This is a genomic window from Actinomadura mexicana (assembly GCF_900188105.1).
Taxonomy (GTDB): Bacteria; Actinomycetota; Actinomycetes; order Streptosporangiales; family Streptosporangiaceae; genus Spirillospora; species Spirillospora mexicana.
In genome coordinates, this window is sequence record NZ_FZNP01000001.1 from 743,919 (window position 1) to 770,182 (window position 26,264).

Below are 26,264 nucleotides of genomic sequence, written 5' to 3' on the forward strand. Positions count from 1 at the left end.
GTACCCCGTCTAACGGGGATAGAAGCGCACCTCAGGACGGCCGACCTGGCCGTAGTGGGGCCGGCGGTCGGCCAGCCCGTTCTCCGCCAGGTACTCCAGGTACCGGCGCGCCGTGACCCGGGAGACCCCGGTGAGGTCGGCGGCAGCGGCGGCGGACAGGCCCTCGGCGGCCGAGGCCAGCACGTCGGTCACGGCCTGAAGCGTCTCCCCGCTCATCTTCTTGGGCAGCGCATGGTGGTCGGGGGTGCGCAGGGTGGCGAGCATCCCGTCCACGTCCGCCTGCCCGCTGACCTCCCCCGAGCCCACCGCCTGCTCCCGGAACCGCGCGTACCGGACGAGCTTGTCGCACAGCGACGCGAACGTGAACGGCTTCAGCAGGTACTGGACGATGCCGACCGCCACGGCGGTGCGGATCACCGCGAGGTCCCGCGCGGACGTCACGGCGATGACGTCCACGTCCCGCCCCCCGGCGCGCAGCGCGCGGCAGACGGTGAGGCCGTGCGTGTCCGGCAGGTAGAAGTCCAGCAGGACGACGTCGACCTGCGCGCGCTCGCAGAACCGCAGCGCGTCCGCCCCCGAGTGCACGACCCCGGCGACGGTGAACCCGGCGACCCGCTCGACGTAGGTCCGGTGCGCCTCCGCCGCCACCGGGTCGTCCTCGACCACCAGCACTCTGATCACAGCTCACCGCCCCCGTGCCGGGCCTGCGCCGCCCGCCTCGGCAGGGGCAGCCGGACGGTGAACACGGCGCCGTGGCCGGGACGGGCGGCGCTCACCCGCACGTCACCGCCGTTGCGGCGGACGGCCTGGCCGACCAGGGCGAGGCCGAGGCCGTGCCCGACCGGGCCGCCGGACGTCTTCGTCGTCCACCCGCGCCGGAACATCTCGGGCATGGCGGACGGGTCCACGCCCGGTCCGCTGTCGGACACCTCCAGCACGAGCGCCCCGTCCCGCTCGCGGGCGCTGACGCCGACGCGCGGCGGCCGGTCGGCGGCGCCCTCGATGGCCGCGTCGACCGCGTTGTCGATGAGGTTGCCGAGAATGGTGACCAGGTCGCGCGGCTCGATCGAGCCCTCGATCACGGTGTCCTCGCCGATCACGAGCTCCACGCCGCGCTCCCCCGCCTCGGCGGACTTGCCGAGCAGCAGCGCGGCCAGCACCGGCTCGCCGGCCGAGCCGACGACCCGGTCGGTGAGCCGCTGCGCGCTCGCCAGCTCGGCCGTCGCGAACTCCACGGCCTGCTCGGGACGGCCCAGCTCCACCAGCGACACCACCGTGTGCAGGCGGTTCGCGGCCTCGTGCGCCTGGGAGCGCAGCGACTCGGCGAACCCGCGCACCGTGTCCAGCTCGCCCGTCAGCGCCTGCAGTTCGGTGTGGTCCCGCAGGGTGACGACGTTGCCCATCACCCGGTCCCGCGACCGGACGGGCGAGGTGTTCACCACGAGCACCCGCGTGTCCCCCACATGGATCTCGTCCGACCGCCGCTCGCCCGACACCAGTGTCGCCACCAGCTCCTCCGGCAACCCCAGCTCCGCCACGTTCCGCCCCCGCAGGTCCCCCGCGGACCGCCCGGACGGCGTCCCGCCCCCGCGGCCCGCACTGATCGCCCGCCCGCCCGGACCGGACCGGCCGCGGGGCGCCCCGATCTCGCGCTCCTCTCCGGCCGCACCCGAACGGTCGCCCGGCACGGACGGCCCAGGCAGTGCCCCGCCCCCGCGCCCCCTTCCGGGCACCGCACCCTTCCCCCGCGCCTCCAGGTCGAGGAGGTGCCTCGCGGCGTCGTTGCAGAGGACGACGCGGCCCGTGCGGTCGAGGATGAGGAGGCCCTCGCGGACGGCGTGCAGGATCGCCTCGTAGTACTCGAACATGCCGCGCAGCTCGTCGGGGGCGACGCCGCGGGTCTGGCGGCGGAGACGGGCGGAGACGAGACAGCTGCCGGCCATCCCCACGGCGAGGACGGCCGCGGCGACGGCCCCGAGGGCCAGCAGGCGCCGGCGGAGATCGGCCGAGATCGCCTTGACCGTGATGCCGACCGCGACCAGGGCGACCACGCGGTGGTCCTCGCCGAAGACGGGGGCGACGGTGCGCACGGACGGTCCGAGCGTGCCGGTGTAGGTCTCGGTGAACGTCCGGCCGGCGAGCGCGGGGGCGGTGTTGCCGACGAACGTCCCGCCGATGCGCGACGGGTTCGGATGCGTGTAGCGGATCCCCGCCGGGCTCATGATCGTGATGAAGTCGACGCCGGTGTCGTAGCGGACGCGTTCGGCGTAGGGCTGCAGGAGGCGGCTCGGGGCCGGGTCGGCGAGCGCGGTCCGGACGGTCGGGGCGTCGGCGATGCTCTCGGCGACCGCCGACACCGTCTGGGTCGCGCTGGCGTCGACGGCGCGGCCGGAGTCCAGGAAGGCCAGCGTCGCGCCGACCGCCACGAGGAGCCCGACGATCGCCGCCTGGAGCACGAGCAACTGCCGGGCCAGGCTCCAGCGGCCCGGCGCCGCCCATCGAGGACGCACTCCCGCCCCTCCCCGTCACCACATCGCACTTGCCGTGAACGAAATGTACACAAGGGTGACCGCCGTCACGGAACCGCGCATAGTCACGGGTGGACAGCCCGCCGGCCCCCCGCCTGACCTGCGAGCTCACCCCCAGAGCGGCGCCCATGGTGTGCATGCTCCGGCTCCGGCCGGAGGATGGGCGCCGCCGCGGGGCGGCGGCCCGCCCCCGGATCCGACCGGACCGGGCGGGCGCCGCCCCTCGCACCGAGGCCGGATCCTGAGCCGAAGCGGCCCCCGTGGACGAGGGGCCGGTCCCCGCGGCCGGCGGCGCGTCCGCCTAGAGGCCCGGCCGCCCGGCGCCGCGCGTCCCCGCTCCGGCGCCGGGCGGGCGTTTCACGCGGACTCGGGCTGCGGACGGCGCCGGCGCAGGCGCCTGCGGGGCGGCTCGACCACCGGCCGGAAGCGGATCACCACCGGGAGGTCGGGCATGCCGACCGCTCGGCGGTACCGCTCGACCGGACCGGCGCCGAGTTCCCCGTACACCTCGCTCACGAGGGTGTCGCCCGCACAGGACACGTTCAGCCGCAGGCGCGGCCGGTCGACCGTCCCGGTGAGGCGGGCGCGGACGTCCTGGACGCCGGGCAGGCCGCGCGCGTCCCGGTGCAGGACGTCGGCGGCGGCGCCGGCCCGGGCGCGGGTCTCGGGGTCGAGGTCGGGCCACCGCTGGTGGACGACGGCCCGCCCCTGGAGGACCAGCCACAACTGGCCGGCGAGCGCCAGCACTTCGGCGGCGCCCGCCGCGGCGGGCAGGAACCAGCCGGCCTCCCGGGTGAAGCGCGCCAGCGCCGGGTCGAGCAGCGGGCGCTCCGACAGGGCGCCGAACGCGTCGAAGGCGCCGAGGCCGAGGGCGAGGCCGGACGCGCCGGCCAGCAGCAGCACCGCCCCGGTCACCGCGGTCGCGATCCTCATCGTCAGTCCTTCCGTCGGCACCGTCGGCCTCTCCGCAGCACTGTCAGATCTCCTGCCGGCGCGGTCGGACACCCCGCCGGCACTGGCGGACCTTCCGCCGGAACGGTCAGTCCCTCCGCCGGAACGGTCAGACGCTCCGCCGGAAGGGTCAGTCCCTCCGCCGGAACGGTCAGACGCTCCGCCGGCACTGTTCGCGTCCACGCCGGCACCTCAGTCCTTCCGCCAGCCGAGGCGGACGTCGACCGGGGGCCGGTGCATCGGCTCGATCCGGTCCAGCCGCGCGTCGACCGCGTCGTGGACGAGGTCGGCGAGGTTCGCCGGGTTGCGGTAGTGGGTGGCGGCCCGCACGAGCAGGCCCCGGCGGAAGATCCCGAGGCCCCGGACGCGGGCGCGCTCGATACCGGGGACCTCCAGCGCCGCGGCCGCGAGCGTGCGGCGCAGCGCGGCGCGGCCGATGACGCCCGCCAGCCGCGGATCGGCGCCCGCCAGCGGCACCCCGCGCAGCCGTCCGGGCAGCGCGGCCGCCATGAAGACGGCCCCGAGGGCGGCCACCGCGCCCGACGCCGCCAGCACGTCCGGGTCGTTCCAGGCGTGCCGCCGCAGGGCCTGCACGACCGGGGCGACGCCCGGCACCGGGTGGACGGCCGATCCGAGCGCCCCGGCGAGCAGTTCGATCGCGGCCACCCCGGCGAAGGCGGTCACCAGCAGCGCCGCGGCGAGCCCGGCGAGCGCGCGGCGGGGCCGCAGCTCGCGGACGGCGAGCCGGCGCGCCAGCCGCCTGCCCTGCGCCTCCTCGATCAGCTCCTTGACCAGCGTCTCGGCCATAGCCACCCCCGTGAGCCCTCGGCACGTCCGGCTTCGTCACCCATGGTGCGCGAAAGTCACGCGGAGTGAAACACGCCATGCCGACATCTCACGCGTTCGCCGGTCGGGGGAACCGCAGGTCAGCGGAAGACGACCGTCCGGTCGCCGTTGAGCAGCACGCGGTGCTCGGCGTGCCAGCGGACGGCGCGGGCGAGCGCGAGGCACTCCACGTCGCGTCCCACGGCCACCAGCTCCTCCGGGCTGTGGCTGTGGTCGACGCGCGCGACCTCCTGCTCGATGATCGGCCCCTCGTCCAGGTCGGCGGTGACGTAGTGCGCGGTCGCGCCGATCAACTTCACGCCGCGCGCGTGCGCCTGGTGGTAGGGGCGGGCTCCCTTGAAGCTCGGCAGGAACGAGTGGTGGATGTTGATGATCGCGCCGGGCAGCTTGGCGCAGAAGTCGTCGGACAGGATCTGCATGTACCGGGCGAGGACGACGAGGTCGGCGCGGTAGTGCTCGACCAGCGTCAGGATCTCGGCCTCCTGCGCGGCCTTGCCGCCCGGCCCGGCCGGCAGGTGGTGGTAGTCGATCCCGTACGACTGGGTGAGCGGCCGCAGGTCGGGGTGGTTGGACGCGACCGCGACGATGTCGATGTCGAGCAGCCCGGACCGCGTCCGGTAGAGCAGGTCGTTGAGGCAGTGCCCGCCCTTCGACACCATGATCAGCACGCGCGGGCGCTCGGCCAGCGGGTGCAGCCGCCACTCCAGCCCGAGCTCGGGCACCAGGGACGCGAACGCGCCGCGCAGCTCGTCGGGGTCGGTGTCATCGAGCGCCGCGAACTGCACCCGCATGAAGTAGGTGCCGGTCTCGCCGTCGCCGAACTGCTGGCTCTCGACGATGTTGCACCCGCGCTCGGCCAGCAGCCCCGAGACGGCGGCCACGATGCCGGGCCGATCGGGGCAGGACAGGGTCAGCACGTACTCGTTCAAGGGTTCGCTCACGGGTCTCATTCTTGCCTCGGCGCGGGAAGCGCCAGCTCAGGACGGGTCCCTCCCGAGCTTACGCGGGGGCGTCCCCGTCCCGCCGCCGTACCGGCCGGTCGGGCGGGCTCCGCGCGGGGGACGCCGGCGGGCCCCGGCCTGCCGCGACCGCCTTGTCTACCGGTGAGTAGTTTGAAGGCTCGCCTTGGGGTTACCTTTGCCCCCATGCGGCGAATCGCGCTCGTGGCGCTGGCGGTCACCCTGGCCCTGGCGGGCTGCACCGACAAGACCGGCGGGAAGGGCGGCGAGGCCGGGAAGGGCGGCCGTCCCGCGACGGTCGACGGCGTCCCGACATCCGAAGGGACGCACAAGCAGAAGCTCGACGTGGGGACGGTCGGGCACCGCGAGTACCTGCTGCACGTCCCGTCCAAGGTCGCGGGCGGGAAGTGGAAGGACGGCGAGCCGGCCGACAAGCCCGCACTGGTCATCGCCCTGCACGGCGGCCTGGCCAACATGTCGAAGATGCGGGACCTGACCGGCTTCGACAAGCTGTCGGACGAGCACGGCTTCCTCGTCGCCTACCCCGACGGGGTCATGACCACGTGGAACGCGGGCGACTGCTGCGGCGCGGCGAAGGTCGGGAACGTCGACGACGTCGGGTTCCTCGGCAAGCTCATCGACCGGCTCACCGGCGCCGGGCTGGCCGACCCCCGGCGCGTCTATGTCACCGGGTTCTCCAACGGCGCCGGGATGGCGTACCGGATGGCCTGCGAGAAGCCCGGCAAGGTGGCGGCGATCGGGGTGGTCGAGGGCGCGCTGGTGACCGCGTGCGATCCGGGCCGCCCGGTCTCGGCGATGATCTTCCACGGGACGGCGGACGGGAGCGTGCCCTTCAACGGGGGCGGCAATCGCGACTTCAACGACAAGCGCCCGTTCCCGCCGGTCTCGGACGCGGTGAACTTCTGGCGCAGGCTCGCGGGGCTGCCGCAGCCGCGCGAGCGGGTGAAGGCGCTGAGCGACGACACCCGGTGCGAGAGCACGGGCAAGGGCGGGCAGGGCGTCGCCGTGACCTTCTGCAGGATCGACGGCGGGCGGCACCAGTGGCCCCGGGAGGCGAGCTCCATGCTCTGGAGCTTCTTCGCCGCCCATCCCCGAAGCGGGACGTGAGAGCTTTTCATATTCATTCGGTAGTGTGGCATCGTGACGAGCATGAACCTCCGGGACCGCTATGACGCCGCGACCGCCGGACTAGAGGCGCCGTTCGCCGTCGTCGACCTCGCGGCCTTCCGCGCCAACGCCGCCGACCTCGTGCGCCGCGCGGCGGGCAAGCCCATCCGGGTCGCCAGCAAGTCGGTGCGCTGCCGGGCCCTCCTGGAGGACGTCCTCGCGATGGACGGCTTCGCCGGGATCATGGCGTTCACCCTCCCCGAGGCGCTCTGGCTCGCCGCCGAGGGCGCCGGCGACGACATCCTCGTCGCCTACCCCACGGCCGACCGCAGCGCGATCGCCGCGCTCGCCGACGATCCCCGCGCCTCCCGCGCCGTCACGCTGATGGTCGACTCCCCCGAGCACCTCGACCTGATCGAGTCCGCCGCGGGCGACCGGCGCGTGCGGGTCTGCATCGACATCGACGCCTCGTTCCGCACGCTCGGCGGCCGGGTCCGGATCGGCGCGCTGCGCTCCCCGCTGCACACCGCCGCCGACGTCCGGGCGTTCGCCGAGCTGGTCCTCAAGCGGCCCGCGCTCGACCTCGTCGGCCTGATGGCCTACGAGTCGCAGATCGCCGGCGTCGGCGACGTGCCGCCCGGCCGGCCGGCGCGGGGCCGCGTCATCCGCGCCATGCAGCGGCAGTCCCGGGCGGAGCTGGCCCGGCGCCGCGCGGCGATCGTCAAGGCCGTCCAGGAGCTGACCGAGCTGGAGTTCGTCAACGGCGGCGGCACCGGCAGCGTCGAGAAGACCGCGGCCGAGCGCGCCGTCACCGAGGTCGCGGCCGGCTCCGGCCTCTACCAGCCGCACCTGTTCGACCAGTACTCCAACTTCACCGGACGGCCCGCCGCGCTGTTCGCGCTGCCCGTCGTCCGGCGCCCGGCGCCCGGCGTCGTGACGTGCCTCGGCGGCGGGTACCTCGCGTCCGGACCGGCCGACGCCGTCCGCCTCCCGCAGCCCTACCTGCCGACGGGCCTGTCCTACGACGGCAACGAGGGCGCGGGCGAGGTGCAGACGCCGCTGCTCGGACGCGCCGCCGACCTGCTGGCGGTCGGCGACCGCGTCTGGTTCCGCCACACCAAGGCCGGCGAGCTGTGCGAACGCTTCGACGCGCTGCACCTCATCGAGGACGGCCGGCGCGTCCGCACCGTCCCCACCTACCGGGGCGAGGGCCGCACGTTCCTGTGAGCGCCCGCCCGACCGTCTAGGTTGGGGGGCATGAGCGACGCTCCCAAGATCAGTGTCCGCGGCGAGGCGGTGCTGGAGGCCGAGCCGGAGATCGCACGGCTGTCGGTGCACGTCCAGTCGCAGGAGTCGGACCGGCGCGCGGCCCTCGACCGGCTCACCGAGCGGAACCAGCAGTGCCTCGACCTGGTCAGGTCCTACGGCGAGGCCGTGGAGAAGCTGGAGACCGGCGGCCTGTCGATCACGCCGCTGCTGAAGTACAAGCGGCGCGAGGGCGACGTCCGCGCCTACCGCGGCACCGTCTGGATCAAGATCACGGTCAGCGACTTCGCGGTGCTGGGCGAGCTGGTCACCCGGCTCGGCGACCTGGAGCGCACCTACCTCACCGGGCCGGAGTGGGACCTGCGGCCGGGCAGCGAGGTGTACCGGCGGGCCGCGCGGCAGGCGGCGAACGAGGCCGTCGAGCGGGCCCGCGGCTACGCCGAGGCGCTCGGGGCCCGGCTCACCGGCCTGGTGGAGCTGTCGGACGAGGGCCTCGGCCGCGACGGCGGCCCGGGCGGGCCCGTCGCGCTCGCCGCCGCCTACGGGCGCGCGCCGGGCGGCGCCGCCGAGGAGCCCGAGCCGATCGACCTGGAGCCCGAGACGCAGATCGTCCGCGCCACCGTCGAGGCCCGGTTCACCGCGACGGCGCCCGACCTCGGCTGACCGGCGGGGCCTCGGCTGAACGGCGGGGCCGCCGCGCCCGTACTCCTGGACGTGGGAGGAACGGACTGCGGGGTGTACCGGATCGGCCTCGGCGTCTACGCCATCGGACGGCTCGCCGGCGCCGAGGCGGACGCGCTGGCGGCGCACCTGAACGGCTGCCCGCCGTGCCGGGCCGAGCTCGCCCGGCTCCGCGACGTCGCCGAGCTGCTCGCCCGCTCCGCCCGGCAGTGGAACGGCGGCGTCCCGCCGCACTCCGGTGCCGTCCCGCCGCATCCGAGCCCCGCCCGCAGACGCGGAAGCGCCGGCCGCGGACCGCGGACCGGCGCCTCGGGGACGGGGCTCAGCGGTGCCTGCGCCTACGGCGCCGCAGGACCAGGGCGGTCACGATGACCGCCGCGCCGACGCCCGCGAGCACCAGCCGCCTGTCGAGCTGACCGCCCTCGCCGTCGTCGTCCTCGGAGGGGCGCACCATCGCGCCGAGCGCCTTGGCGACCTGGTCGGCCTCCTCCTTCAGCCGCTCGGCGCCCCGCTGCGCGACGTTGCGCGGGCTGACCCGGTCGGCGAGCTCGTCGATGGTGCGGGCCAGTTGCCGCCGGCTGCGCTCTATCTCCCGTTCCAGCGCCTCCGGGTCGCGGCTCTTGTCAGCCATGCCGTGTCCTATCGTGTCGGGGCGTACTCGCGCGGGCCGGGACCGCGACGAGCCGAGCGGTGATCCGCACAGTCTTGCAGGTCTTCCCGGCGGATGCCCGCCGCACCCCAGCCGGTACCGTTGGACCCACCATCCGAGCGAAAGGCGGGACAGGGTGTCCGAGCGGCTGCAGCCGGGCGACGTCGCCCCCGAGTTCGAGCTACCCGACGCCGACGAGACCGCGGTGTCGCTGGCCTCGCTGCGCGGCAAGCGCGTGATCCTCTACTTCTACCCGGCGGCCATGACCCCCGGCTGCACCAAGGAGTCGGTCGACTTCGAGGGAAGCCTGCCCGAGCTGGAGGCCGCGGGCGTCGCCGTCGTCGGCGTCTCCCCCGACAAGCCGGCCAAGCTCGCCAAGTTCCGGGACAAGGAGGGCCTCACGTTCCCGCTCCTGTCCGACCCCGAGGCGAAGGTCCTGCAGGCCTACGGCGCCTACGGGGAGAAGAAGCTGTACGGCAAGGTCGTCGTCGGCGTCATCCGGTCGACGTTCCTCATCGACGCCGACGGCAGGATCGAGAAGGCGTACTACAACGTGAAGGCGACGGGGCACGTGGAGCGCCTCCGCCGCGACCTCGGCCTGTAGGCACCGCGCCGGCCCGCGCTCAGCGCGGGCCGGGTGCGGGCGGGGGGATTCGAACCCCCACGGTGTCGCCACCAACAGGACCTAAACCTGCCGCGTATACCTGATTTCGCCACGCCCGCCCGTGCCCTCGTCCGGGCTCCCGTTCGAGAGCGCGTCCAGCTTAGCGCCCTGATCGGCGGGCGCGGAGACGGATCCCGCGGCCTCCCGGCGGGGCGTCCGGTACAGGACCGCGACGACGACCGCGGTGACGGCGAGCGCGATCGACCCGGTGAGGAACGCCGACTGGAGGCCGTCGCTGAAGGCCGTCCGCGCCTGGTCGGCGGCCTGCGGGCCGAGCCGTACCGCCACCGCGACGGACGTCCTCGCCTGCTCGGCGGCCGGGCCCGGCAGGTTCCCGAGGTCCAGGTTCGCGCGATAGGCCGACTGCAGGAGGCTGCCGAGGACGGCGATGCCGAGCGCGCCCCCGAGCTCCCGGGCAAGGTCGTTCATCGCCGAGCCCACGCCCTGCTTCTCGGCGGGCAGCGCGTCGGTGATCGAGGCGGTGGACGGGGTCATGGCGAGCCCCATGCCGGCGCCGAACGGGATGAGGCCCGCGAGCAGCAGCCAGTAGGTGCTGTCCTCGTCCAGCAGCGAGAAGACCAGCATCCCGACGCCGACCAGGAGCAGGCCGGCCGTGATGACGCGGCGCGGGCCGAGCTTCGCGGCCAGCTTCGGCGCGACGACCCGGGCGGACGGCATCATGGCGAGCGCCATGGGCACCAGGCTGAGCGCGCCAACGAGCGCGCTGTCGCCCTTCACCAGTTGCAGGTACTGCAGGATGATGAAGACGAAGCCGAAGAAGGCGAAGAACTGCAGGGTGATCGTGAGGGAGCCGGCGGAGAACGCCCGGATGCGGAACAGCCGCGGGTCGAGCAGCGGGTTCGGCCGCTTCAGCTCCCACCCGACGAATCCGGCGAGGACGGCCAGGGCGGCGGCGAGACCGAGCAGGGTCCGCGCGGAGGCCCAGCCGTGCGTCGGCGCCTCGATGATCGAGTAGACGGCGGCGCCGAGACCGACCACGGTGATCAGCGCGCCGGTCAGGTCGAGTTTCGGCGCGTCCGGCTCGGCCGACTCCGGGACGAACGCGAGCGTCGCGACCAGCGCGACGACGGCGAGCACGACGTTCATCCAGAACACCGACCGCCAGGACCAGAACTCCAGCAGGGTCCCCGACACGAGCAGGCCGAAGATGGCGCTCGCCCCGGCGACGCCCGCCCAGGCGCCGACCGCGCGGGTGCGCTGGGCGGCCGGGAACGTCGAGGTGATCGTGGACAGCGTCGCCGGCATGACCAGGGCCGCGCCGACGCCGAGGACGCCGCGCATCGCGATCAGCCAGTTCGGGTCGCCCCCCAGCGCCGCCGCGGCCGAGCCGGCGCCGAACACGGCGAGGCCGACGGCCAGCGCGCGCCGCCTGCCGTAGCGGTCGCCGATCGCGCCGCCGAGCAGCAGCAGGGCCGCGAAGACCAGCGCGTAGGCGTCGATGATCCACGACAGCTCGGTGAGGCCGGCGCGGGTGTCGCGGGCGATGGAGGGCACCGCCGTGTTGAGCGAGGCCACGGCCGAGACCACCGTGGCGAGGGACAGCATCACGGCCGGCAGCACCGCTCGGTGGACGGCGCCCGGCCCCTGCTTCGTGGTGTTCATGCCTCGACCCTGCTCCCGGCCCGGACTATATTTCCACCTTGATGAATAAATCCGGGGGCGGGCGGGGTCGGCGGCGCGGCAGCCCGGGCACCCGCGAGGCGATCCTCGCGGTGGCCCGCCGGCGGTTCCTGGCCGACGGGTACGGGCCGGTCACGATGCGGTCCGTCGCCGCCGAGGCGGGCGTGGACGCCGCGCTGATCAGCTACTTCTTCGGCTCGAAGAAGGGCCTGTTCGGCGCGGTGCTCGGGCTCGTCGCCAACCCGCCCGAGGTGCTCGCGGGCGCGCTGCCCGGCGATCCCGCCGAGCTGCCCGAACGCGTCCTGCGCGCGCTGGTCGGCGCATGGGACGACCCCGAGCGCGGCGGGCCGCTGCTGCTCATGGTGCGCGCGGCCGTCCAGGACCCGGACCTGACCCGGCTGGTGCGCGACCTCCTGGAACGCGAGATCGTCGGCCGCATCGCCGACCACCTGGGCGGCTCCGACGCCACCGCGCGGGCCGGGGCGTTCGGCGTCCAGCTCTCCGGGCTGATCTTCGCGCGCTACATCTTCGCGGTGGAACCCGTCGCCTCGATGGCGCCCGATGAATTAATCCGGTACCTGGCCCCCGGCCTGCGCGCCGCCGTCCACGGCCCGTCCCGCCGTCCCCGGATGCGGTGACCCGGTAGCGGACGCACCCTCGGCGGGATTGCGGACGGCATAAGGGACCATTCAGGCAGAGAATCTCAGCGCGCACGGGCCGGGCGTTCTAGGCTGGCCGCATCCTTTCGCCACGCGCAGCCGGTGACAACATGATCACACATTTGGCGGGACCGCCATGAGCGCCGACTCCACGGGCACCGGCTCCGCGGGAACCGGCGCCGTGAGCGGCTTCACGCATCGCCTGCTGCCCTTCTCCGGTGCGCAGGAGTTCCTCGACGGCGCCGTTCCGTTCCTGCGCGCCGGCCTCGACGCGGGCGACCGCGTCCTCGCGGTCTGCGGGCCGGGGCGCGAGACGCTGCTGCGCCACGCCCTCGGGCCTGTGGCCGCGGGCGTCGAGTTCACCGAGGCCGCCGCCTGGTACGCGCACCCGTCCCGCACGCTGGCGGACTGCCTCGGTGACGCCTGCGAGACCGCGCGGCGGGGACACCGGCTGCGCGTCCTCGGCGAGCCCGTCTGGGCGACGCGGCCGCCGCTGGAGGTCGTCGAGTGGCAGCGCGCCGAGGCCTTGCTGAACGAGGCGTTCCGCGGCACCGGCGCCGCGATCATGTGCCCCTACGCGGCGTCGCTCCCCGCGTCCGTCGTCGCGGCCGGACGCAGGACGCACCCCGAGACCGTGCGCGGCGCGCGGGCCCTCCCGAACCCCGGCTTCGTGAGCCCCGCGGCGTACTGCGCCCGGTGCGACGGCGAGCCGCTGCCCCCGCCGCCGGACGGCGCCGAGACCCTGGAGGTCGAGCGCCCCGACCTGTACTGGCTCCGCGTGTGGGTCACCGACTCCGCGCGGACCACGCCGCTGCCGGGCGGCGACCGGCAGCGGCTGCTGGTCGCGGTCACCGAGGTCGTCACGAACGCGTTCCGGCATGGCGAGCCGCCCGTCGTCCTGCGCATGTGGACCGACGCCTCGCCCGGCGCCGCCGCCCTGGTCTGCGAGGTCGCCGACCAGGGACGGTGGGAGCCGGGCAACGGGTTCGGGCTCGTCCCGCCGAAGCCGGACGGCGGGCCGCCCGGCGACCGGTTCGGGCTGTGGGCGGTGCGGCTGCTGTGCTCCCTCGTCCAGATCCGGACAGGCCCGGGCGGCACCGCCGTGCGGCTGCGCATCGCCCTGCCAGGGGCGACCACGGCGACCCGCCGTGCTGACCAGGCCGGCTCGAACAGAGCGTGAGGAACTCCATGCGTTGGGCTTCCAAAGGCACCGGACCGGCGTACGCTGAACAGATCCGCCTCACACCGATGGGCAGGCCATGGACACATCCTGGTTCGCCAAGCGCCACGTAAGCGCACTCCGTCCCGGAGATCACGGCTGGCTGGCCTACAGCAGTCAGGAGCAGCGCGACCAGATCATCGGGCCCTTCGTCCGAGAGGGACTGGAGGGCACCGAGAAGGTCGTGTACGTCACCGACCTGCCGGCCGATCGGCTGCCCGGCCTCGGCCCGGGGCAGCCGATCGACGTGGAGGCCCGCGTCAGATCGGGCCAGCTGCGGGTCATCCCGCTGCAGGAGGCGTGCCTCGACCGCGCCGGCGGGTTCGAACCGGCCAAGATGGCCGACACCGTCAGCCGCGAGGTCGGCACCGCGTTCGGGCAGGGCTTTCGCGCCGTGCGCGTGACCACCGACCACAGCCGGCTGCTGAACGATCCCGGCCGATCCGACCTCGGCCGGATGCTGGGCTGCGAGCACCGGGTCGGCGACACCGTCTCGCCGAGCACCATGGCGATGGCGATCTGCCAGGTCGACCGGCACGCGTGCCCGCCCGCCGAGCTCACCGCCCTTCGCGACACACACGAGGTCCTCGTGGAAGTGAACCCCGAGTTCGACGACGGGATACTGAAGATCGTGCGCACGTTCGAGCCCGACGGGCTCCGCGTCGAGGGCGAGCTGGACGCCGCCCGGCACTCGGTCTTCGCCGATCAGCTCCGCCGGCTGCGGCCCGGGTGCAGCGTCCACCTCGACCTGTCCCGGCTCGGATTCATCGACCTCGGCGGGCTGCACCTGCTGGCCAAGCACGCCACCCGGCTGCCCGCCGACGCCGCGCTGGTCCTGGACCACCTGTCGCCCGACGTCGAGAGCGTCATCGACATGGTCGGCTGGCACCGGCTGCCCGGCCTCGCCCGCGGGCGGCGGCTCGCGGAGACGGAGGGCATCGCCTGATGGAACTGGAGCACCGAGCCTTCATGTACCGGGGCATCGAGCACTTCCTGTCCGTCGCCGTGCCCTACCTCGAATCGGGGCTGGAGAACGGCCAGGCCGTGATCGCCGTCGCCCGCGAGCCCAACCTGACCGCCCTGCGGGACGTGCTCGCCCCGCATGGCGGCGCGGTCGTCTACCGCGACTCCGCCGACTTCTACCAGCACCCCGTGCGCACCCTGCGCGATTACCAGACCATCGTGAAGCAGAGCGCCCCGCGCACCGTCTGCGCGCTCGCCGAACCGGTCTGGCACGGGTGGGACGAGCGCCAGACGCTCGAATGGGTCCGCTACGAGTCCCTCATCAACGTGGTCTTCGGCGAGTCGGGGGCGCGCGCCCTGTGCCCCTACGACGCCGCGGAACTGCCGCCCCGCATCCTCGACGAGGCGCGCCGCACCCATCCGCTGCTGCTCGACCCGGGCCACGACGGCGAGAACGGCGACTACATCGACCCGGTGAGGTTCGGGTCCGGCTGCGACCGCCGGCTCATCTCGGACCGTCCGGCCGTCGCGGAGTACCTTTCCATCGACGGCGACGACCTGCACGCGCTGCGCGTGTTCGTCGGCGAGCGCGCCCTCAGGCACGGCCTGGCCAAGCAGAAGGCGCAGAACCTCGTCACCGCCGCCAACGAGGTCGCCGCGAACGCCCTCCAGCACGGCACCCCGCCGATCGGGCTGTGGACGTGGCAGGACGGCGCCGACCTCGTCTGCGAGATCGGCGACCACGGCTTCTGGCGCCCCGGGCCCGGCCCGCTGACCGGCTTCATCCCGCCCGACTCCGCCCTCCAGCGCGGCTTCGGCCTGTGGACCGTCCGCCTTCTGGTCGACCTGATGGAGCTGCGCGCCGGATGGGACGGCACCTTCGTCCGGCTGCGCTGCGGATGACCGAGCCCACGTAACCGACCGAGCCCACGCAACCGACCGAGCCCACGTAAGCGACCGAGCCCACGCAACCGAGTCCGTGTAACCGATGAGGCGCGGGCCCGACCAGGCGCGTGCGGGTGGATCAGGTGGGGTCGGCGGCCCGGAGGGCGCTGGGGACGATCTCGGCGAGGGCGCGGAAGGCGCGGCCGCGGTGGCTGATGGCGTCCTTCTCCGCGGGCGCCAGCTCCGCGGTCGTGCGGGTCCCGCCCTCCGGAAGGAAGATCGGGTCGTAGCCGAAACCGCCGGTGCCGCGCGGCTCCCGGATGACGGTGCCGCGCATCCGGCCCTCGACGCAGTGCTCGGCGCCGCCCGGGACGACCAGCGCGGCCGCGCACACGAACGAGCCGCCCCGCCGGTCGTCGGCCACATCGGCGAGCTGGTCGAGGACGAGCCGCAGGTTGGCGGCGTCCCGGTCGCCGGCGCCGAACCGTCCCGACCAGCGGGCCGACAGCACGCCGGGCATGCCGTTCAGCGCGTCCACGCACAGGCCGGAGTCGTCGGCGACGGCGGGCAGCCCGGTGAACGCGGCGATCGCGCGGGCCTTCAGCAGCGCGTTGCCCTCGAAGGTCAGCTCGGTCTCGGGCACGTCGGGGGCGCCGGGGAAGCCGTCGAGGCCGACGACGTCGAGGTCACCGAGGATCCGGTGGAGTTCGGCGACCTTGCCCTGGTTGTGCGTGGCGAGGACGATCCGGCTCATCGACCGAGGGCCTCGTTCTGGATGCGGGTCAGCTCGGCGCAGCCGGCGGCGCCGAGGTCGAGCAGCGCGTCCAGCTCCGCCCGGTCGAACGGGGCGCCCTCCGCGGTGCCCTGCACCTCGACGAACCGGCCGTCGCCGGTGCAGACGACGTTCATGTCCGTCCCGGCGGCCGAGTCCTCCTCGTAGCACAGGTCGAGGCGGGGCTCGCCGTTCACGACGCCGACGCTGACCGCCGACACCGAGGTGATGAGCGGGTCCCCCCTGAGCAGGCGGCGCTCGCGCATCCAGCTCACCGCGTCGGCCAGCGCGACGTACGCGCCGGTGATCGCGGCGGTGCGGGTGCCGCCGTCGGCCTGCAGGACGTCGCAGTCGAGCTGGACGGTGTTCTCGCCGAGCGCCTTGAGGTCCAGGCACGCCCGGATCGACCGGCCGATCAGCCGGGAGATCTCGTGGGTGCGCCCGCCGATCCGGCCCTTGACGGACTCGCGGTCGCTGCGGGTGTTGGTCGCGCGCGGCAGCATCGCGTACTCGGCGGTGACCCAGCCGAGGCCGCTGTCGCGCCGCCAGCGGGGCACCGAGGACTGCACGGAGGCGGCGCACAGCACCCGGGTCGCGCCGAACTCGACGAGCACCGACCCCTCCGCGTGGTCGAGCCATCCGCGCTGGATGCGGACGGGACGGAGCCGGTCGAATGCGCGATCATCGGGGCGAGCCATGCGCCCACCCTAGCGGGCGCGCCCTCGCCGGACCCGGCCTACCGCCGGTGACGCCGCGCTCACCGCGGCCGGCCCGGCGGAAGCGGCGGGGTCTCAGAAGTCGTAGACGGCGCCGACCTCGGCCAGTTCGACCGGGCCGCGGAAGCCGCTGGCCTTGGCCTCCGAGAGCGTCTCCGACGGGTCGTTCCACGGAAGCAGGTGCGTCAGGACCAGCCGGCCGACCCCGGCCCGCTCGGCGTGCTCACCCGCCTCCCGTCCCGTCAGGTGCATGTCCGGCGGCAGGTCCGGCCGGTCGGCGAACCCCGCCTCGCACAGGAACAGGTCGGAGCCGCTGGCCAGCCGCACCAGGTCGTCGCTGTGGCCGGTGTCGCCGGAGTAGGTCAGGGCGCTGCCGCCGTGCTCGATCCGCAGGCCGTAGGCCTCGACCGGGTGGTTCATCAGCGCGGTGGTCACCGTGAAGGGGCCGATGCGCGCCGGCCCCGGCTCCAGCGGGCGGAAGTCGAAGGTGGCGGTCATCTCCGGGTTCGGTTCCAGCTCGTACGCCTTGATCATGTGGTCCGCGGTGTCGCGGGGGCCGTACACCGGGATGCGCGGCGCCGGGCCGTCCGGACAGTACGTCCGAGCGATCCAGTAGACGGTGAGGTCGAGGCAGTGGTCGGGATGCAGGTGCGAGATGCAGATGGCGTCGATGTCCAGCAGGCCGTGGAAGCGCTGGAGGCTCCCGATCGCACCGTTGCCGATGTCGAGGAGCATGGCGAAGCCGTCCGCCTCGACCAGGTAGCTGGACGCCGGGCTGTCCGGCCCTGGGAAACTGCCGGAACAGCCGATCACAGTGACCCGCACGCTCACTCCTCCTCTGGGTCCCGAGGAATCAGGTCGTCAAAGCCTTGCTCAACGTGCTCTCCACCGAACCGATCTCCGGCCCGAGGAAGCGGCGGCCGAGCTCGGCGAACACGGCGGGGTCACCGGTGGCGCGGAACCGGTGCCCCGGCCGGGGCGTCGCCTCGGCGCGGGCCAGTCCCCGATCGTGCAGCACTCGGTACACGTCCTTGGCGGTCTCGTCGGCACTTGAGACCAGTGTGACCCCGTCTCCCACCACATACGAGATGACGCCCGCCAAAAGGGGATAGTGCGTGCATCCGAGGATCAGGGTGTCGCAGCCCGCGTCCACGATCGGGCGCAGGTAGCCGCGGGCGGCGTCGAGCAGGTCCGCACCCATCGTCACGCCCGCCTCGACGAAGTCGACGAAGCGCGGGCAGGCGGCGCTGACCAGCTCGATGTGCGGCGCGGCGGCGAACGCGTCCTCGTAGGCGCGGCTGTTCACGGTGGCCTCGGTGGCGATCAGGCCGACCCGCCCGTTGGAGGTGGCGCGCGCCGCGCGCCGGGTCGCGGGGTTGATGACCTCCACGACCGGGACCTCGTAGCGTTCGCGGGCGTCGCGCAGCATCGCCGAGCTGGCGCTGTTGCAGGCGATCACCAGCATCTTCACGCCCTCGTCGACCAGCTCGTCCAGCATCTCCAGGGCGAACGCGCGGACCTGCGCGATCGGGCGCGGACCGTAGGGCTGGCGGCCCGAGTCGCCGAGGTAGACGATCGGCTCGTTCGGCAGCTGGTCGAGGATGGCGCGGGCCACCGTGAGGCCCCCGAAACCGCTGTCGAAGATCCCGATGGGCGCGTCGGGGAGGCCGTCCCCCCGGGATGGGTCTGACATGGTGCACAAGGCTAAGCGACATGGCCCCGCCCAGGTGCGTCATGCGTTGGACATCACACCGTCACGCACCGGAAAACCGTCCAGCTCACACCGTTGACGCATGATCCGGTCGTCCGGCGCCGCGAAACGCCGGTGCGTCGCGCCGGCTAGGAGCGCGCGAGGGGGACGCGGGCGATCTGCCGGCTCTGCGCGACGAGGCGGCCGGCGGTGTCCCACACCTCGACCTCCTCGTCGAACCAGCCGCCGGCCAGGAGCCGCCCGGTGCCGTGCACGGCGAGCCAGCCGGGCGCCGGGACGGCCCGCATGTGCCAGGTCAGCTCGACGGTCGGGGCCCAGCCCTGCGCGCCGAGGTTGAGCGCCACGGGCGGCAGCGCGTCCACGGCGAGGGCCAGGGAGTAGCCGTCGGGCTCCTGGCCGCAGCCGTGCCGGAACCAGGCGCGGATGTCGGGGCGACCGCTCGGCCGACCGTCCAGCCAGCCCATGGTCGCCGGGTCGAAGCGCATGTCGACCTGGTCGGCGAAGCCGCCGCCGGTGGCGGCGGGCGGCCGGAACCCCGTGCACTCCTCCAGCGGCGGCAGCGTGGCGGGCGCCTCGGTGGCGAAGTCGGGCTCGGCGGACGGGTCGAGGGTGCCGGTGGTGATCAGGGCGTCCACGACGGGGCGGCCGTCCTGGACGAGGGTGACGAAGGACGAGGCGGCCGTGCGCCCCACCTTGCGGGAGTCGACGAGGAGCTCGGCGGGGCCCGCCTTGGCGACGCGGTGGAAGTTCGCCGCGGTCGAGACCGGGTGCTCGTGCGGCGAGGCGTCCACGGCGGCGCGGGCGAGCACGGCCATCAGGTAGCCGCCGTTCAGCGCCCGGGCGATGCCGTAGCCCTCGTCCAGGACGGCCTCGTACCGGCCCTCGCCGACCGGCTTCACCGCCGTGGAGTCCCCGAACCCGCTCATCCGCACGCTCCCGGCTCGACCGTCCCGGCGGAGGTCCGCCGGGACGGTTCTAGAATCACGTTCGAGTACGAACTCTACCCTGCCCGCCCCTGCCGGCCGGCCCCGCCGGTCAGGCCCAGAGCTGGCCTTCGAGCCGGGCCTCGGCCTCCTCCAGGGTGCCGCCGTACGCGCCGGTCGACAGGTACTTCCAGCCGCCGTCGGCGACGACGAACACGATGTCGGCGCGCTCCCCGGCCTTCACCGCCTTGTTCGCCATCCCGATCGCCGCGTGCAGCGCCCCGCCGGTCGAGATGCCCGCGAAGATGCCCTCCTGCTCCAGCAGCTCGCGGGTGCGGCGCAGCGCGTCCAGCGACCCGACCGAGAACCGGGTCGTCAGGACGGAGTCGTCGTACAGCTCGGGGATGAAGCCCTCGTCGATGTTGCGCAGCCCGTACACCAGCTCCCCGTACCGCGGTTCCGCCGCGACGATCCTGACGTCCGGCACCCGCTCGCGCAGGAACCGGCCGACGCCCATCAGCGTGCCCGTCGTGCCGAGCCCGGCGACGAAGTGCGTCACCGACGGCAGGTCGGCGAGGATCTCCGGGCCGGTCGTCTCGTAGTGCGCGAGCGCGTTGGCCTCGTTGCCGTACTGGTACAGCATCACCCAGTCGGGGTTCTCCCGGGCCAGGCCCTTGGCCACCCGCACGGCCTCGTTCGAGCCGCCCGCCGCCGGGGAGGAGATGATCCGCGCGCCCCACATCTCCAGGAGCTGGCGGCGCTCGGCGGAGGTGTTCTCCGGCATCACGCACACCATCGAGTAGCCGCGCAGCTTGGCGACCATGGCCAGCGAGATGCCGGTGTTGCCGGACGTCGGCTCCAGGATCGTGCAGCCGGGCGTCAGCAGCCCCTCCTTCTCCGCCTTCTCGATCATGTAGAAGGCGGGGCGGTCCTTCACCGAGCCGGTGGGGTTGCGGTCCTCCAGCTTGGCCCAGAGCCGCACGTCCTCGCTCGGCGACAGCCGCGGCAGCCCGACCAGCGGGGTGCCGCCGAGCGAGTCCAGCAGTGAGTCGAATCGCATGTGGCGCTCGTCCCGGCCGGCTCAGCCGCCGGCGACGGCCGGCAGGATCGTGACGCTGTCGCCGTCGGCGACCTCCGTCTCCAGCCCGCCGAGGAAGCGCACGTCCTCGTCGTTCAGGTAGACGTTGACGAACTTGCGCAGGCCCTTGTCGTCCACGAGCCGGGCCCGCAGGCCGGCGTGCCGGGTGTCCAGGTCGGCGAACAGCTCGTCGAGCGTGCCGCCCTTGCCCTCGACGGCCTTGGCGCCGTCGGTGAGGTTGCGCAGGATCGTCGGGATCCGGACCTCGATCGCCATCGCGATGATCTCCTTAAACGTCGTACGGGACTGCCCGCCCCTAGAACCGGGCGGGCGGCGGGATGATTCCAGGCGTGATCAGCGCGTCAGCGACAGTCGTAGACGACCTCGGCGCGCGAGTGCCCGAACAGGAAGCTCTGCACGGGCGGCACCGCTGGGGCCCCGGCGCGGCGCCCGGCGCCGCCCGTCCCATGCCCGCTCGTCCACATGTCGACCAGTTTACCGGCCGCGGGGCCGCCGGATTCGGCCGCCTCCGGACCTCCCTCGACCCGCATCGCGCTGTCAGGGCCCGTCGACGACGGCGACCTCTTCCTCGGTGACCTCGCCGTCCACGATCCGGAACGAGCGGAACTCGGTCTCGCCCTCCTCGCGGGTCGAGACGAGGACGTAGTGCGCGTTCGGCTCGGACGCGTAGGAGATGTCGGTGCGGGAGGGGTAGGCCTCGGTCGCGGTGTGGGAGTGGTAGATCACCACGGGCTCCTCGTCCCGGTCGTCCATCTCCCGCCACACCTTCAGCTGCTCCTGGGAGTCGAACCGGTAGAACGTCGGGGAGCGCTCCGCGTTGACCATCGCGACGAACCGGACGGGCCGGTCCGAGCCGACCGGGCCCGCGATGATGCCGCAGGCCTCGTCGGGGTGGTCCGCGCGCGCGTGCGCGATGATCTGGTCGACCAGGGCCCGTTCAATCGTCAGCATGGCCGCAAGCTTAGGCGGCGCCTACTCCAGGGCGCGGACGAGACCGTCCTGCAGCATCGTCAGCCAGTCGTAGGCGGCGAACATGGGGGCGCGCGGGTCGCGCGGGTCCATGCCGCCCGCCTCCTCGTACCAGTCCTCGGTGATGTCCAGCCGGGTGCCGAGCGCCAGCCGGACGTCGTTCAGCGCCCGCAGCCACTCCTGCACCTGCTTCTCGTCGAGGACGGCCTCGGTGCCGTGCTCGCCCAGCGCCCCGAGGACCGTCCTGGCCGCCTCGCGCTTGCCGTCGCGCAAACCCATCTCGGTGTAGCGGCGGAACTCCCCGGCGGCCTCGCCGTCGTCGCGGTAGGCGTCCGGGAACAGCCGCGCCAGGACCGGGTCGTCCGACTTCGCGGCGTTCTCGGCGATGCCGAGGGACGCCAGCTCGCCGTCCTCGCCCGGCCCCTCGCCGAGGAGGGCGAGCAGCTGCTCCATGAGGGCGCGCAGCAGCGCGGTCTCCTCCGGCTCCAGCCGCACCCGGAAGCCCTCGCGCCTCTTCCTCACATGGCTCATCGGCTCAGTCGTCCTTCTTCACGGTCGCCCACAGGCCGTAGGAGTGCAGGATCTCCACGTCCCGCTCCATCTCCTCGCGGGTGCCGTTGGCCACCACCGCGCGGCCCTTGTGGTGCACGTCGAGCATCAGCTTCTCGGCCTTGGCCTTGGGGTAGGCGAAGACGGCCTGGAACACGTACGTGACGTAGGACATCAGGTTGATCGGGTCGTTCCAGACGATCGCCAGCCAGGGCCGGTCGGCGCTCACGTCCTCCGCCGAATCGGGCCGCTCCAGCTCCACCGGTGCGGGCGCCGTGCTCATGGCGCTCATTGGCCGGGTCTCCCCCTTCTCTCGCGCGCGATCTCGCCCTGGAGGACGCGGCCGCCCACCGCATCCGATGCTATGCGCCGCAGCCCCGCCGCGTGTGACGGCCCGCGTCACCATGGTGCCTGCAGTCGGCCCTAAAGTTCCACTTGTGGACCTTGGTGACGGCACGGCCCTGCTGACCGACCAGTACGAGCTGACCATGCTGCAGGCCGCCCTGCGCAGCGGGACGGAGGGCCGCCGCGCGGTATTCGAGGTGTTCGCGCGGAGCCTGCCCGCCGGGCGCCGGTACGGGGTCGTCGCGGGCACCGGGCGGCTCCTGGACGCCATCGAGGCGTTCCGGTTCGGCGACGCCGAGCTGGAGTTCCTCGGCGAGAACGGCATCGTGGACGAGCCCACGGTGCGCTGGCTGGAGAAGTACCGGTTCACCGGGAACGTCTGGGGCTACCCCGAGGGCGAGTGCTTCTTCCCCGAATCTCCGATCCTGATGGTCGAGGGGACGTTCGGGGAGGCGGTCCTGCTGGAGACCCTCGCCCTGTCGATCCTCAACCACGACTGCGCGATCGCGTCCGCCGCGTCCCGGATGGTGCAGGCCGCGCAGGAGCGCCCGATCATCGAGATGGGGTCGCGGCGCACCCACGAGCGCGCCGCCGTGGCCGCCGCCCGCGCCGCCTACATCGCCGGGTTCACCACCACGTCCAACCTGGCGGCGGGCCGGCTGTACGGCGTCCCGACGGCCGGGACGAGCGCGCACTCCTTCACCCTCCTGCACGACAGCGAGCGGCACGCGTTCGAGGCGCAGCTCGCGGCCCTGGGCGAGGGCACCACGCTGCTGGTCGACACCTACGACGTCGAGCGGGCCGTCCGGACGGCGGTGGAGCTGGCGGGGCCGGGCCTCGGCGCCGTCCGGATCGACAGCGGCGACCTCGGCGTGATGGCGCGGCGCGTCCGCGAGCAGCTCGACTCCCTCGGCGCGCACGGCACGCGCATCGTGGTGACCGGCGACCTGGACGAGTACGGCATCGCGGCGCTCGGCGCGGCGCCCGTGGACGGGTACGGCGTGGGGACGTCCCTGGTGACCGGTTCCGGCGCCCCCACGGCGTCGCTCGTCTACAAGCTCGTCGCGCGGGCGGACGGTCCGCGGGAGGACGCGCCCATGCGCCCGGTCGCCAAGCGCTCGACGGGCAAGCCGAGCCGCGGCGGGCGCAAGACCGCCGTCCGCCGCGTCGACGGCCACGGCGTCGCCTACGCCGAGACCGTGTTCGTCACCGAGCCGGCCCCCGGCCCCCACGACCGCGTCCTCCAGGTGCCGCTGGTGCGGGACGGAGAGGTCGTCGGACGCGAGGCGCTTCGCGTCGCCAGGGAACGCCACGCGCGCTCGGTCGCCGAACTGCCCCCGACCGCGCGCCGGCTCTCCCGGGGCGAGCCCGCCGTCCCGACCGAGTTCGTCAACGGCGGGCCACGCCGTTGAGCCGTCCCGCGTGGGGGAAGAAGGCTGGGGTACGGTCGTTGCAGATCCGGTGGGGCAACCGGTAGAGGGAGAGCGGTCATGGGCACGAAGGCTCTGATCATCGTGGACGTGCAGAACGACTTCTGCGAGGGCGGGTCGCTGGCCGTGGGCGGCGGCGCCGCGGTGGCGACCGCGATCTCCGAGTACATGGCCGCCCACAAGGCCGAGTACGCGCACATCGTGGCGACGCGCGACTTCCACCTCGACCCGGGCGGCCACTTCTCCAGCGAACCGGACTTCGCCGACACCTGGCCGCCGCACTGCGTGATCGGCACCCCCGGCGCCGACTTCCACCCCAACCTCGCCCTCGCCCCCATCGAGGCCGTGTTCAGCAAGGGCCGCGAGACCGCCGCCTACAGCGGCTTCGAGGGGTTCGCCGACGACGAGACCCCGCTCGCCGACTGGCTCGCCGCCCGGGGCGTGGATTCCGTCGACGTCGTCGGAATCGCCACCGACCACTGCGTCAGGGCCACCGCGGTGGACGCCGTCCGCGCCGGCCTGCGCACCACCGTCCTGCTGGACCTCACGGCCGGGGTCGGCAAGGCCACCGTCGACCAGGCACTGGACGAGCTCGGCCAGGAGGGCATCGTCCTGTCCGGCGCGCCCGTGGTGACCGCCTGACCATGCCCCCGAAGCCCACCGTCATCCTGGTCGCCGGCGTGTCCGGCAGCGGCAAGACCACCATCGGCACGCTCCTCGCCGAACGCCTCGGCTGGGAGTACGCCGAGGCCGACGCGTTCCACTCCGAGGCCAACGTCGCCAAGATGCGCGCGGGCCACCCCCTCACCGACGATGACCGCGTCCCCTGGCTGCGCTCCATCGCCGCGTGGATCGCCGACCGCCTCGCCACGGGCCGCCCCGGCGTCGTCACCTGCTCCGCCCTCAAACGCCACTACCGCGACATGCTGACCGGCGGCCACGCGGGCGTCCGCCTGGTCCTCCTGGACGGCGACCGCGACACGATCGCCGCCCGCATGAGCTCCCGCAAGGGCCACTTCTTCAAGCCCGACCTCCTCGACTCCCAGTTCGCCGACCTCGAACCCCCGGGCCCCGACGAGAACATCGTCACCGCCCCCATAACAGGCACCCCCGAGGAAACCGTCACCCACATCCTCAAGGCCCTCGCCCTGACCCCCGCTCCCCGCTGACTCTTACGGCCACTGTCGAACACCCTCGCGAGCAGGTCTTTCAGCACAGGGGTGAACTTCCGGGCAGTGTTAAGGTCTGTGAATGCGGGGCCATCACCACTGACATCACGAGGAGACCTCCGATGACGGCGATGCCGGAAGAGCCGCCGCTCGTCCGGAACGATCTACGCGAGGCTTTCGCCGCGCTCGACGTGTTGCCGGGCTTCCGTGCCGAGCTGGTGGATGGAGAGATCATCGTGTCCCCGACCCCGGACGGGCAGCACGAGACCATCGTCGTCGCGGTCGATGACTGGGTGCGCGACACGCACGGTCTCCGGCTGCACCGCAACCTGACGCTGATCAGCCCGGAGGGCGAGTACGTACCTGACGGCATCGCGGCTCCCAAGGGGGCGTTCGCCGGGCGGGAGTGGCACAGCAAACCCGACGGGGTGCTGATGGTGCTGGAGGTCACGTCCGGCCGCCGCGGCGACAGCAAGGCCGCCGAACGCGACCGCGGCCCCAAACGCCGCGGCTACGCCGCCGCCGAGATCCCGCTGTACCTCCTGATCGACCGCCTGGACGGCAAAGCGACGATCTTCTCCGAGCCTCGCGGCGACGACTACACCCACAGCACTTCGGTGGTGCTCGGCGAGGAACTGCCCATCCCCGACCCGCTCGAAAGCATCCTTCCCACCGGCGATCTCTGATCATGACCTTCGACCTCACCGCCTGGGCGATCGGCTTCGGCCCGCGTTCCGAGCACCCGATCGCGCCTCCCAGCAATGCGGGTCCGGCTTAGCCAGGCCTCCGGTCCGCTACCTGTTCCGAGGGCTCACGCGAGCCGGACGCTCCCGACTCGGAACACGATCTCGGACGGCCGTGCGATGGCGTAACGCTCCAAGCCGATGCCGTGGGCATGCGCCTTCAGCACCTCCGTGTGAGGGGCACCGGCCTCGCGGGCCTCGACGTAGTGGCCGAAGTAGAACTTGTCGAGGCCGAGGCGAGCCTTCAGGCGGTCCAGGAGGGAGAGCCCGGTCGCTCGTGCTGAGTCGATGTGGACTGGAAGACCCTCCACCGCCCACCGCAGGAACGGCGCAAGTTGGTGAGATGCGCGGCTAAGCTTCAGCGGGTGGCGAGATCGGTCGAGTAGGTGCGCTCGTACGAAGCAACCAATGCGCGACGACCAAGGGGACAACGCCTACGGGATACCAGGCCACGTCGATGAGGTCGAACTGGGCGCCTAGCAGTTGGCGCGCGAACCAGCTGCGTTGGGAGATTTCGCTGGGCAGGGGGGTGAGCTGCGCGAACTCGATGAACCAGCAGTAGGCGACCGCGACGGTACCGGCGGGCAAAGGAGAGATCCGCGGCCGCACGAAGAGCACGATCGTGTAGACGATGGCCCCGGACAAGGCGGCACCGGAGTACTGGTCGATAAGCCCGTCTCCCACGGCGCGAATCGCGTAGGCCGCGCCGGCGAAGCCGGCTGCCGATACGACCATCAGCAGCCGAACCCAGCGCGCTGTGAGCGTCATCGCACGATCTTAAGCGGCAACGCACACCCGA

33 protein-coding genes and 1 tRNA gene are annotated in these 26,264 nt (G+C 73.4%); 13 read left to right on the forward strand and 21 right to left on the reverse strand.

Annotated elements, in window-relative coordinates; all coding sequences use genetic code 11:
• Window positions 1-9: 9 nt before the first annotated feature.
• The 5 genes from CHC11_RS03200 to purU form a co-directional block, all read right to left on the reverse strand.
• The gene (locus CHC11_RS03200; RefSeq protein WP_089310014.1) at window positions 10-681 is read right to left on the reverse strand and encodes a response regulator; all 672 of its coding nucleotides are present in this window, start codon (window positions 679-681) and stop codon (window positions 10-12) included.
• Window positions 678-2,510, reverse strand: a complete 1,833-nt coding sequence (locus tag CHC11_RS41965; RefSeq protein ID WP_218825912.1) for a sensor histidine kinase — start codon at window positions 2,508-2,510, stop codon at window positions 678-680. Before CHC11_RS41965 ends, CHC11_RS03200 begins: the two co-directional genes overlap by 4 nt.
• Window positions 2,511-2,885: 375 nt before the next feature.
• Entirely contained in the window at window positions 2,886-3,461 is a 576-nt protein-coding gene (locus tag CHC11_RS03210; protein WP_089310015.1) for a hypothetical protein, read from the reverse strand.
• A 210-nt stretch (window positions 3,462-3,671) separates the two neighbouring features.
• Window positions 3,672-4,286: a DUF6286 domain-containing protein gene (locus CHC11_RS03215; RefSeq protein ID WP_089310016.1), complete on the reverse strand. Its 615-nt coding sequence runs from the start codon at window positions 4,284-4,286 to the stop codon at window positions 3,672-3,674.
• 119 nt (window positions 4,287-4,405) lie between these two features.
• Window positions 4,406-5,266, reverse strand: coding sequence for a formyltetrahydrofolate deformylase (purU, locus tag CHC11_RS03220; RefSeq protein WP_089310017.1), 861 nt, complete (start codon window positions 5,264-5,266; stop codon window positions 4,406-4,408).
• Between the two features lie 204 nt (window positions 5,267-5,470).
• On the opposite strand from purU, the gene CHC11_RS03225 reads away from it, so the two are divergent.
• From CHC11_RS03225 to CHC11_RS03240, 4 genes are read left to right on the forward strand one after another with little or no spacing between them, the layout of a single operon-like run.
• On the forward strand, window positions 5,471-6,412 hold the full coding sequence (locus tag CHC11_RS03225; protein ID WP_089310018.1) for a CE1 family esterase: 942 nt from the start codon (window positions 5,471-5,473) through the stop codon (window positions 6,410-6,412).
• Between the two features lie 42 nt (window positions 6,413-6,454).
• Complete coding sequence (locus CHC11_RS03230) at window positions 6,455-7,639, forward strand: amino acid deaminase/aldolase (RefSeq protein WP_089310019.1); 1,185 nt, start codon at window positions 6,455-6,457, stop codon at window positions 7,637-7,639.
• Between the two features lie 30 nt (window positions 7,640-7,669).
• Window positions 7,670-8,341: an SIMPL domain-containing protein gene (locus CHC11_RS03235; protein ID WP_089310020.1), complete on the forward strand. Its 672-nt coding sequence runs from the start codon at window positions 7,670-7,672 to the stop codon at window positions 8,339-8,341.
• A gap of 51 nt (window positions 8,342-8,392) precedes the next feature.
• Complete coding sequence (locus CHC11_RS03240) at window positions 8,393-8,731, forward strand: zf-HC2 domain-containing protein (RefSeq protein ID WP_143226899.1); 339 nt, start codon at window positions 8,393-8,395, stop codon at window positions 8,729-8,731.
• Here CHC11_RS03240 and CHC11_RS03245 read toward each other — a convergent pair.
• Window positions 8,682-8,990, reverse strand: a complete 309-nt coding sequence (locus tag CHC11_RS03245; RefSeq protein WP_089310022.1) for a DUF3618 domain-containing protein — start codon at window positions 8,988-8,990, stop codon at window positions 8,682-8,684. The two genes, CHC11_RS03240 and CHC11_RS03245, sit on opposite strands and share 50 nt — an antisense overlap.
• A 154-nt stretch (window positions 8,991-9,144) precedes the next feature.
• Here CHC11_RS03245 and bcp point away from each other — a divergent pair, with 154 nt between their 5' ends.
• Window positions 9,145-9,612 (forward strand): thioredoxin-dependent thiol peroxidase, encoded by a 468-nt coding sequence (gene bcp, locus CHC11_RS03250; protein ID WP_179278654.1) that lies wholly within the window; start codon window positions 9,145-9,147, stop codon window positions 9,610-9,612.
• Between the two features lie 34 nt (window positions 9,613-9,646).
• Here the strand turns inward: bcp and CHC11_RS03255 are convergent.
• A tRNA-Leu gene (locus tag CHC11_RS03255) sits at window positions 9,647-9,731 on the reverse strand.
• A complete protein-coding gene (locus tag CHC11_RS03260) occupies window positions 9,694-11,295 on the reverse strand; it encodes an MFS transporter (RefSeq protein WP_089310024.1) in 1,602 nt (533 codons plus the stop codon). The genes CHC11_RS03255 and CHC11_RS03260 overlap by 38 nt, the downstream gene beginning before the upstream one ends.
• Window positions 11,296-11,336: 41 nt before the next feature.
• Between CHC11_RS03260 and CHC11_RS03265 the strand changes: the two genes are divergently transcribed.
• The 4 genes from CHC11_RS03265 (at window position 11,337) to CHC11_RS03280 (ending at window position 15,057) form a co-directional block, all read left to right on the forward strand.
• Entirely contained in the window at window positions 11,337-11,951 is a 615-nt protein-coding gene (locus tag CHC11_RS03265) for a TetR/AcrR family transcriptional regulator (protein WP_089310025.1), read from the forward strand.
• Window positions 11,952-12,108: 157 nt separating this feature from the next.
• A complete protein-coding gene (locus tag CHC11_RS03270; RefSeq protein WP_089310026.1) occupies window positions 12,109-13,152 on the forward strand; it encodes a sensor histidine kinase in 1,044 nt (347 codons plus the stop codon).
• A gap of 79 nt (window positions 13,153-13,231) precedes the next feature.
• Entirely contained in the window at window positions 13,232-14,137 is a 906-nt protein-coding gene (locus CHC11_RS03275) for an MEDS domain-containing protein (RefSeq protein WP_089310027.1), read from the forward strand.
• Window positions 14,137-15,057 (forward strand): sensor histidine kinase, encoded by a 921-nt coding sequence (locus CHC11_RS03280; protein WP_089310028.1) that lies wholly within the window; start codon window positions 14,137-14,139, stop codon window positions 15,055-15,057. Before CHC11_RS03275 ends, CHC11_RS03280 begins: the two co-directional genes overlap by 1 nt.
• Window positions 15,058-15,178: 121 nt before the next feature.
• Here CHC11_RS03280 and rdgB read toward each other — a convergent pair whose 3' ends face one another.
• The 11 genes from rdgB to clpS form a co-directional block, all read right to left on the reverse strand.
• The gene (gene rdgB, locus CHC11_RS03285; protein WP_089310029.1) at window positions 15,179-15,793 is read right to left on the reverse strand and encodes an RdgB/HAM1 family non-canonical purine NTP pyrophosphatase; all 615 of its coding nucleotides are present in this window, start codon (window positions 15,791-15,793) and stop codon (window positions 15,179-15,181) included.
• Window positions 15,790-16,509, reverse strand: a complete 720-nt coding sequence (gene rph / locus CHC11_RS03290; RefSeq protein WP_089310030.1) for a ribonuclease PH — start codon at window positions 16,507-16,509, stop codon at window positions 15,790-15,792. The genes rdgB and rph overlap by 4 nt, the downstream gene beginning before the upstream one ends.
• A 93-nt stretch (window positions 16,510-16,602) precedes the next feature.
• Window positions 16,603-17,352, reverse strand: coding sequence for an MBL fold metallo-hydrolase (locus CHC11_RS03295; protein WP_089310031.1), 750 nt, complete (start codon window positions 17,350-17,352; stop codon window positions 16,603-16,605).
• Window positions 17,353-17,380: 28 nt separating this feature from the next.
• Window positions 17,381-18,220 carry a glutamate racemase gene (gene murI / locus CHC11_RS03300; RefSeq protein WP_089310304.1) on the reverse strand — a complete coding sequence of 280 codons (840 nt, stop codon included), beginning with the start codon at window positions 18,218-18,220 and terminating at the stop codon, window positions 17,381-17,383.
• A 146-nt stretch (window positions 18,221-18,366) separates the two neighbouring features.
• Window positions 18,367-19,164, reverse strand: coding sequence for a thioesterase family protein (locus tag CHC11_RS03305; protein WP_089310032.1), 798 nt, complete (start codon window positions 19,162-19,164; stop codon window positions 18,367-18,369).
• A 109-nt stretch (window positions 19,165-19,273) separates the two neighbouring features.
• Window positions 19,274-20,221 (reverse strand): PLP-dependent cysteine synthase family protein, encoded by a 948-nt coding sequence (locus CHC11_RS03310; RefSeq protein ID WP_089310033.1) that lies wholly within the window; start codon window positions 20,219-20,221, stop codon window positions 19,274-19,276.
• A 21-nt stretch (window positions 20,222-20,242) separates the two neighbouring features.
• Window positions 20,243-20,515, reverse strand: a complete 273-nt coding sequence (locus CHC11_RS03315; RefSeq protein ID WP_089310034.1) for a MoaD/ThiS family protein — start codon at window positions 20,513-20,515, stop codon at window positions 20,243-20,245.
• An 86-nt stretch (window positions 20,516-20,601) separates the two neighbouring features.
• Complete coding sequence (locus CHC11_RS43270; protein WP_281258271.1) at window positions 20,602-20,724, reverse strand: hypothetical protein; 123 nt, start codon at window positions 20,722-20,724, stop codon at window positions 20,602-20,604.
• 73 nt (window positions 20,725-20,797) lie between these two features.
• Window positions 20,798-21,211, reverse strand: a complete 414-nt coding sequence (locus tag CHC11_RS03325) for a M67 family metallopeptidase (protein WP_089310036.1) — start codon at window positions 21,209-21,211, stop codon at window positions 20,798-20,800.
• 21 nt (window positions 21,212-21,232) lie between these two features.
• On the reverse strand, window positions 21,233-21,760 hold the full coding sequence (locus CHC11_RS03330) for a DUF2017 domain-containing protein (protein ID WP_089310037.1): 528 nt from the start codon (window positions 21,758-21,760) through the stop codon (window positions 21,233-21,235).
• A gap of 4 nt (window positions 21,761-21,764) precedes the next feature.
• Window positions 21,765-22,061 (reverse strand): ATP-dependent Clp protease adapter ClpS, encoded by a 297-nt coding sequence (gene clpS / locus CHC11_RS03335; RefSeq protein WP_143226900.1) that lies wholly within the window; start codon window positions 22,059-22,061, stop codon window positions 21,765-21,767.
• Window positions 22,062-22,182: 121 nt separating this feature from the next.
• On the opposite strand from clpS, the gene CHC11_RS03340 reads away from it, so the two are divergent.
• From CHC11_RS03340 to CHC11_RS03355, 4 genes are all read left to right on the forward strand, one after another.
• On the forward strand, window positions 22,183-23,535 hold the full coding sequence (locus tag CHC11_RS03340) for a nicotinate phosphoribosyltransferase (protein WP_089310305.1): 1,353 nt from the start codon (window positions 22,183-22,185) through the stop codon (window positions 23,533-23,535).
• Between the two features lie 78 nt (window positions 23,536-23,613).
• On the forward strand, window positions 23,614-24,195 hold the full coding sequence (locus CHC11_RS03345) for a nicotinamidase (protein ID WP_089310039.1): 582 nt from the start codon (window positions 23,614-23,616) through the stop codon (window positions 24,193-24,195).
• Window positions 24,196-24,197: 2 nt separating this feature from the next.
• Window positions 24,198-24,722, forward strand: coding sequence for a gluconokinase (locus tag CHC11_RS03350; RefSeq protein ID WP_089310040.1), 525 nt, complete (start codon window positions 24,198-24,200; stop codon window positions 24,720-24,722).
• 122 nt (window positions 24,723-24,844) lie between these two features.
• Window positions 24,845-25,408 carry a Uma2 family endonuclease gene (locus CHC11_RS03355; protein WP_089310041.1) on the forward strand — a complete coding sequence of 188 codons (564 nt, stop codon included), beginning with the start codon at window positions 24,845-24,847 and terminating at the stop codon, window positions 25,406-25,408.
• A 125-nt stretch (window positions 25,409-25,533) separates the two neighbouring features.
• Here the strand turns inward: CHC11_RS03355 and CHC11_RS03360 are convergent, their stop codons facing one another.
• Both CHC11_RS03360 and CHC11_RS03365 read right to left on the reverse strand, forming a co-directional pair.
• Window positions 25,534-25,776, reverse strand: a complete 243-nt coding sequence (locus tag CHC11_RS03360; RefSeq protein ID WP_089310042.1) for a hypothetical protein — start codon at window positions 25,774-25,776, stop codon at window positions 25,534-25,536.
• Between the two features lie 40 nt (window positions 25,777-25,816).
• The gene (locus tag CHC11_RS03365) at window positions 25,817-26,233 is read right to left on the reverse strand and encodes a ribosomal maturation YjgA family protein (protein ID WP_089310043.1); all 417 of its coding nucleotides are present in this window, start codon (window positions 26,231-26,233) and stop codon (window positions 25,817-25,819) included.
• Window positions 26,234-26,264: the final 31 nt, after the last annotated feature.

Bases quoted from the DNA above. Each gene is read 5' to 3' on its own strand.
- CHC11_RS03355 (WP_089310041.1), top strand. From the start codon at position 24,845: ATGACGGCGATGCCGGAAGAGCCGCCGCTCGTCCGGAACGATCTACGC.
- rdgB (WP_089310029.1), bottom strand. From the start codon at position 15,793: ATGAGCCGGATCGTCCTCGCCACGCACAACCAGGGCAAGGTCGCCGAA.
- CHC11_RS03215 (WP_089310016.1), bottom strand. From the start codon at position 4,286: ATGGCCGAGACGCTGGTCAAGGAGCTGATCGAGGAGGCGCAGGGCAGG.
- CHC11_RS03305 (WP_089310032.1), bottom strand. From the start codon at position 19,164: ATGAGCGGGTTCGGGGACTCCACGGCGGTGAAGCCGGTCGGCGAGGGC.
- CHC11_RS03310 (WP_089310033.1), bottom strand. From the start codon at position 20,221: ATGCGATTCGACTCACTGCTGGACTCGCTCGGCGGCACCCCGCTGGTC.
- CHC11_RS03265 (WP_089310025.1), top strand. From the start codon at position 11,337: ATGAATAAATCCGGGGGCGGGCGGGGTCGGCGGCGCGGCAGCCCGGGC.
- CHC11_RS03280 (WP_089310028.1), top strand. From the start codon at position 14,137: ATGGAACTGGAGCACCGAGCCTTCATGTACCGGGGCATCGAGCACTTC.
- CHC11_RS03245 (WP_089310022.1), bottom strand. From the start codon at position 8,990: ATGGCTGACAAGAGCCGCGACCCGGAGGCGCTGGAACGGGAGATAGAG.
- CHC11_RS43270 (WP_281258271.1), bottom strand. From the start codon at position 20,724: ATGTGGACGAGCGGGCATGGGACGGGCGGCGCCGGGCGCCGCGCCGGG.
- CHC11_RS03340 (WP_089310305.1), top strand. From the start codon at position 22,183: ATGGTGCCTGCAGTCGGCCCTAAAGTTCCACTTGTGGACCTTGGTGAC.
- CHC11_RS03260 (WP_089310024.1), bottom strand. From the start codon at position 11,295: ATGAACACCACGAAGCAGGGGCCGGGCGCCGTCCACCGAGCGGTGCTG.
- CHC11_RS03345 (WP_089310039.1), top strand. From the start codon at position 23,614: ATGGGCACGAAGGCTCTGATCATCGTGGACGTGCAGAACGACTTCTGC.
- CHC11_RS03275 (WP_089310027.1), top strand. From the start codon at position 13,232: ATGGACACATCCTGGTTCGCCAAGCGCCACGTAAGCGCACTCCGTCCC.
- CHC11_RS03270 (WP_089310026.1), top strand. From the start codon at position 12,109: ATGAGCGCCGACTCCACGGGCACCGGCTCCGCGGGAACCGGCGCCGTG.
- CHC11_RS03225 (WP_089310018.1), top strand. From the start codon at position 5,471: ATGCGGCGAATCGCGCTCGTGGCGCTGGCGGTCACCCTGGCCCTGGCG.
- CHC11_RS03210 (WP_089310015.1), bottom strand. From the start codon at position 3,461: ATGAGGATCGCGACCGCGGTGACCGGGGCGGTGCTGCTGCTGGCCGGC.
- CHC11_RS03365 (WP_089310043.1), bottom strand. From the start codon at position 26,233: ATGACGCTCACAGCGCGCTGGGTTCGGCTGCTGATGGTCGTATCGGCA.
- clpS (WP_143226900.1), bottom strand. From the start codon at position 22,061: ATGAGCACGGCGCCCGCACCGGTGGAGCTGGAGCGGCCCGATTCGGCG.
- CHC11_RS03235 (WP_089310020.1), top strand. From the start codon at position 7,670: ATGAGCGACGCTCCCAAGATCAGTGTCCGCGGCGAGGCGGTGCTGGAG.
- CHC11_RS03330 (WP_089310037.1), bottom strand. From the start codon at position 21,760: ATGAGCCATGTGAGGAAGAGGCGCGAGGGCTTCCGGGTGCGGCTGGAG.
- CHC11_RS03350 (WP_089310040.1), top strand. From the start codon at position 24,198: ATGCCCCCGAAGCCCACCGTCATCCTGGTCGCCGGCGTGTCCGGCAGC.
- CHC11_RS03230 (WP_089310019.1), top strand. From the start codon at position 6,455: ATGAACCTCCGGGACCGCTATGACGCCGCGACCGCCGGACTAGAGGCG.
- murI (WP_089310304.1), bottom strand. From the start codon at position 18,220: ATGTCAGACCCATCCCGGGGGGACGGCCTCCCCGACGCGCCCATCGGG.
- rph (WP_089310030.1), bottom strand. From the start codon at position 16,509: ATGGCTCGCCCCGATGATCGCGCATTCGACCGGCTCCGTCCCGTCCGC.
- CHC11_RS03315 (WP_089310034.1), bottom strand. From the start codon at position 20,515: ATGGCGATCGAGGTCCGGATCCCGACGATCCTGCGCAACCTCACCGAC.
- CHC11_RS03325 (WP_089310036.1), bottom strand. From the start codon at position 21,211: ATGCTGACGATTGAACGGGCCCTGGTCGACCAGATCATCGCGCACGCG.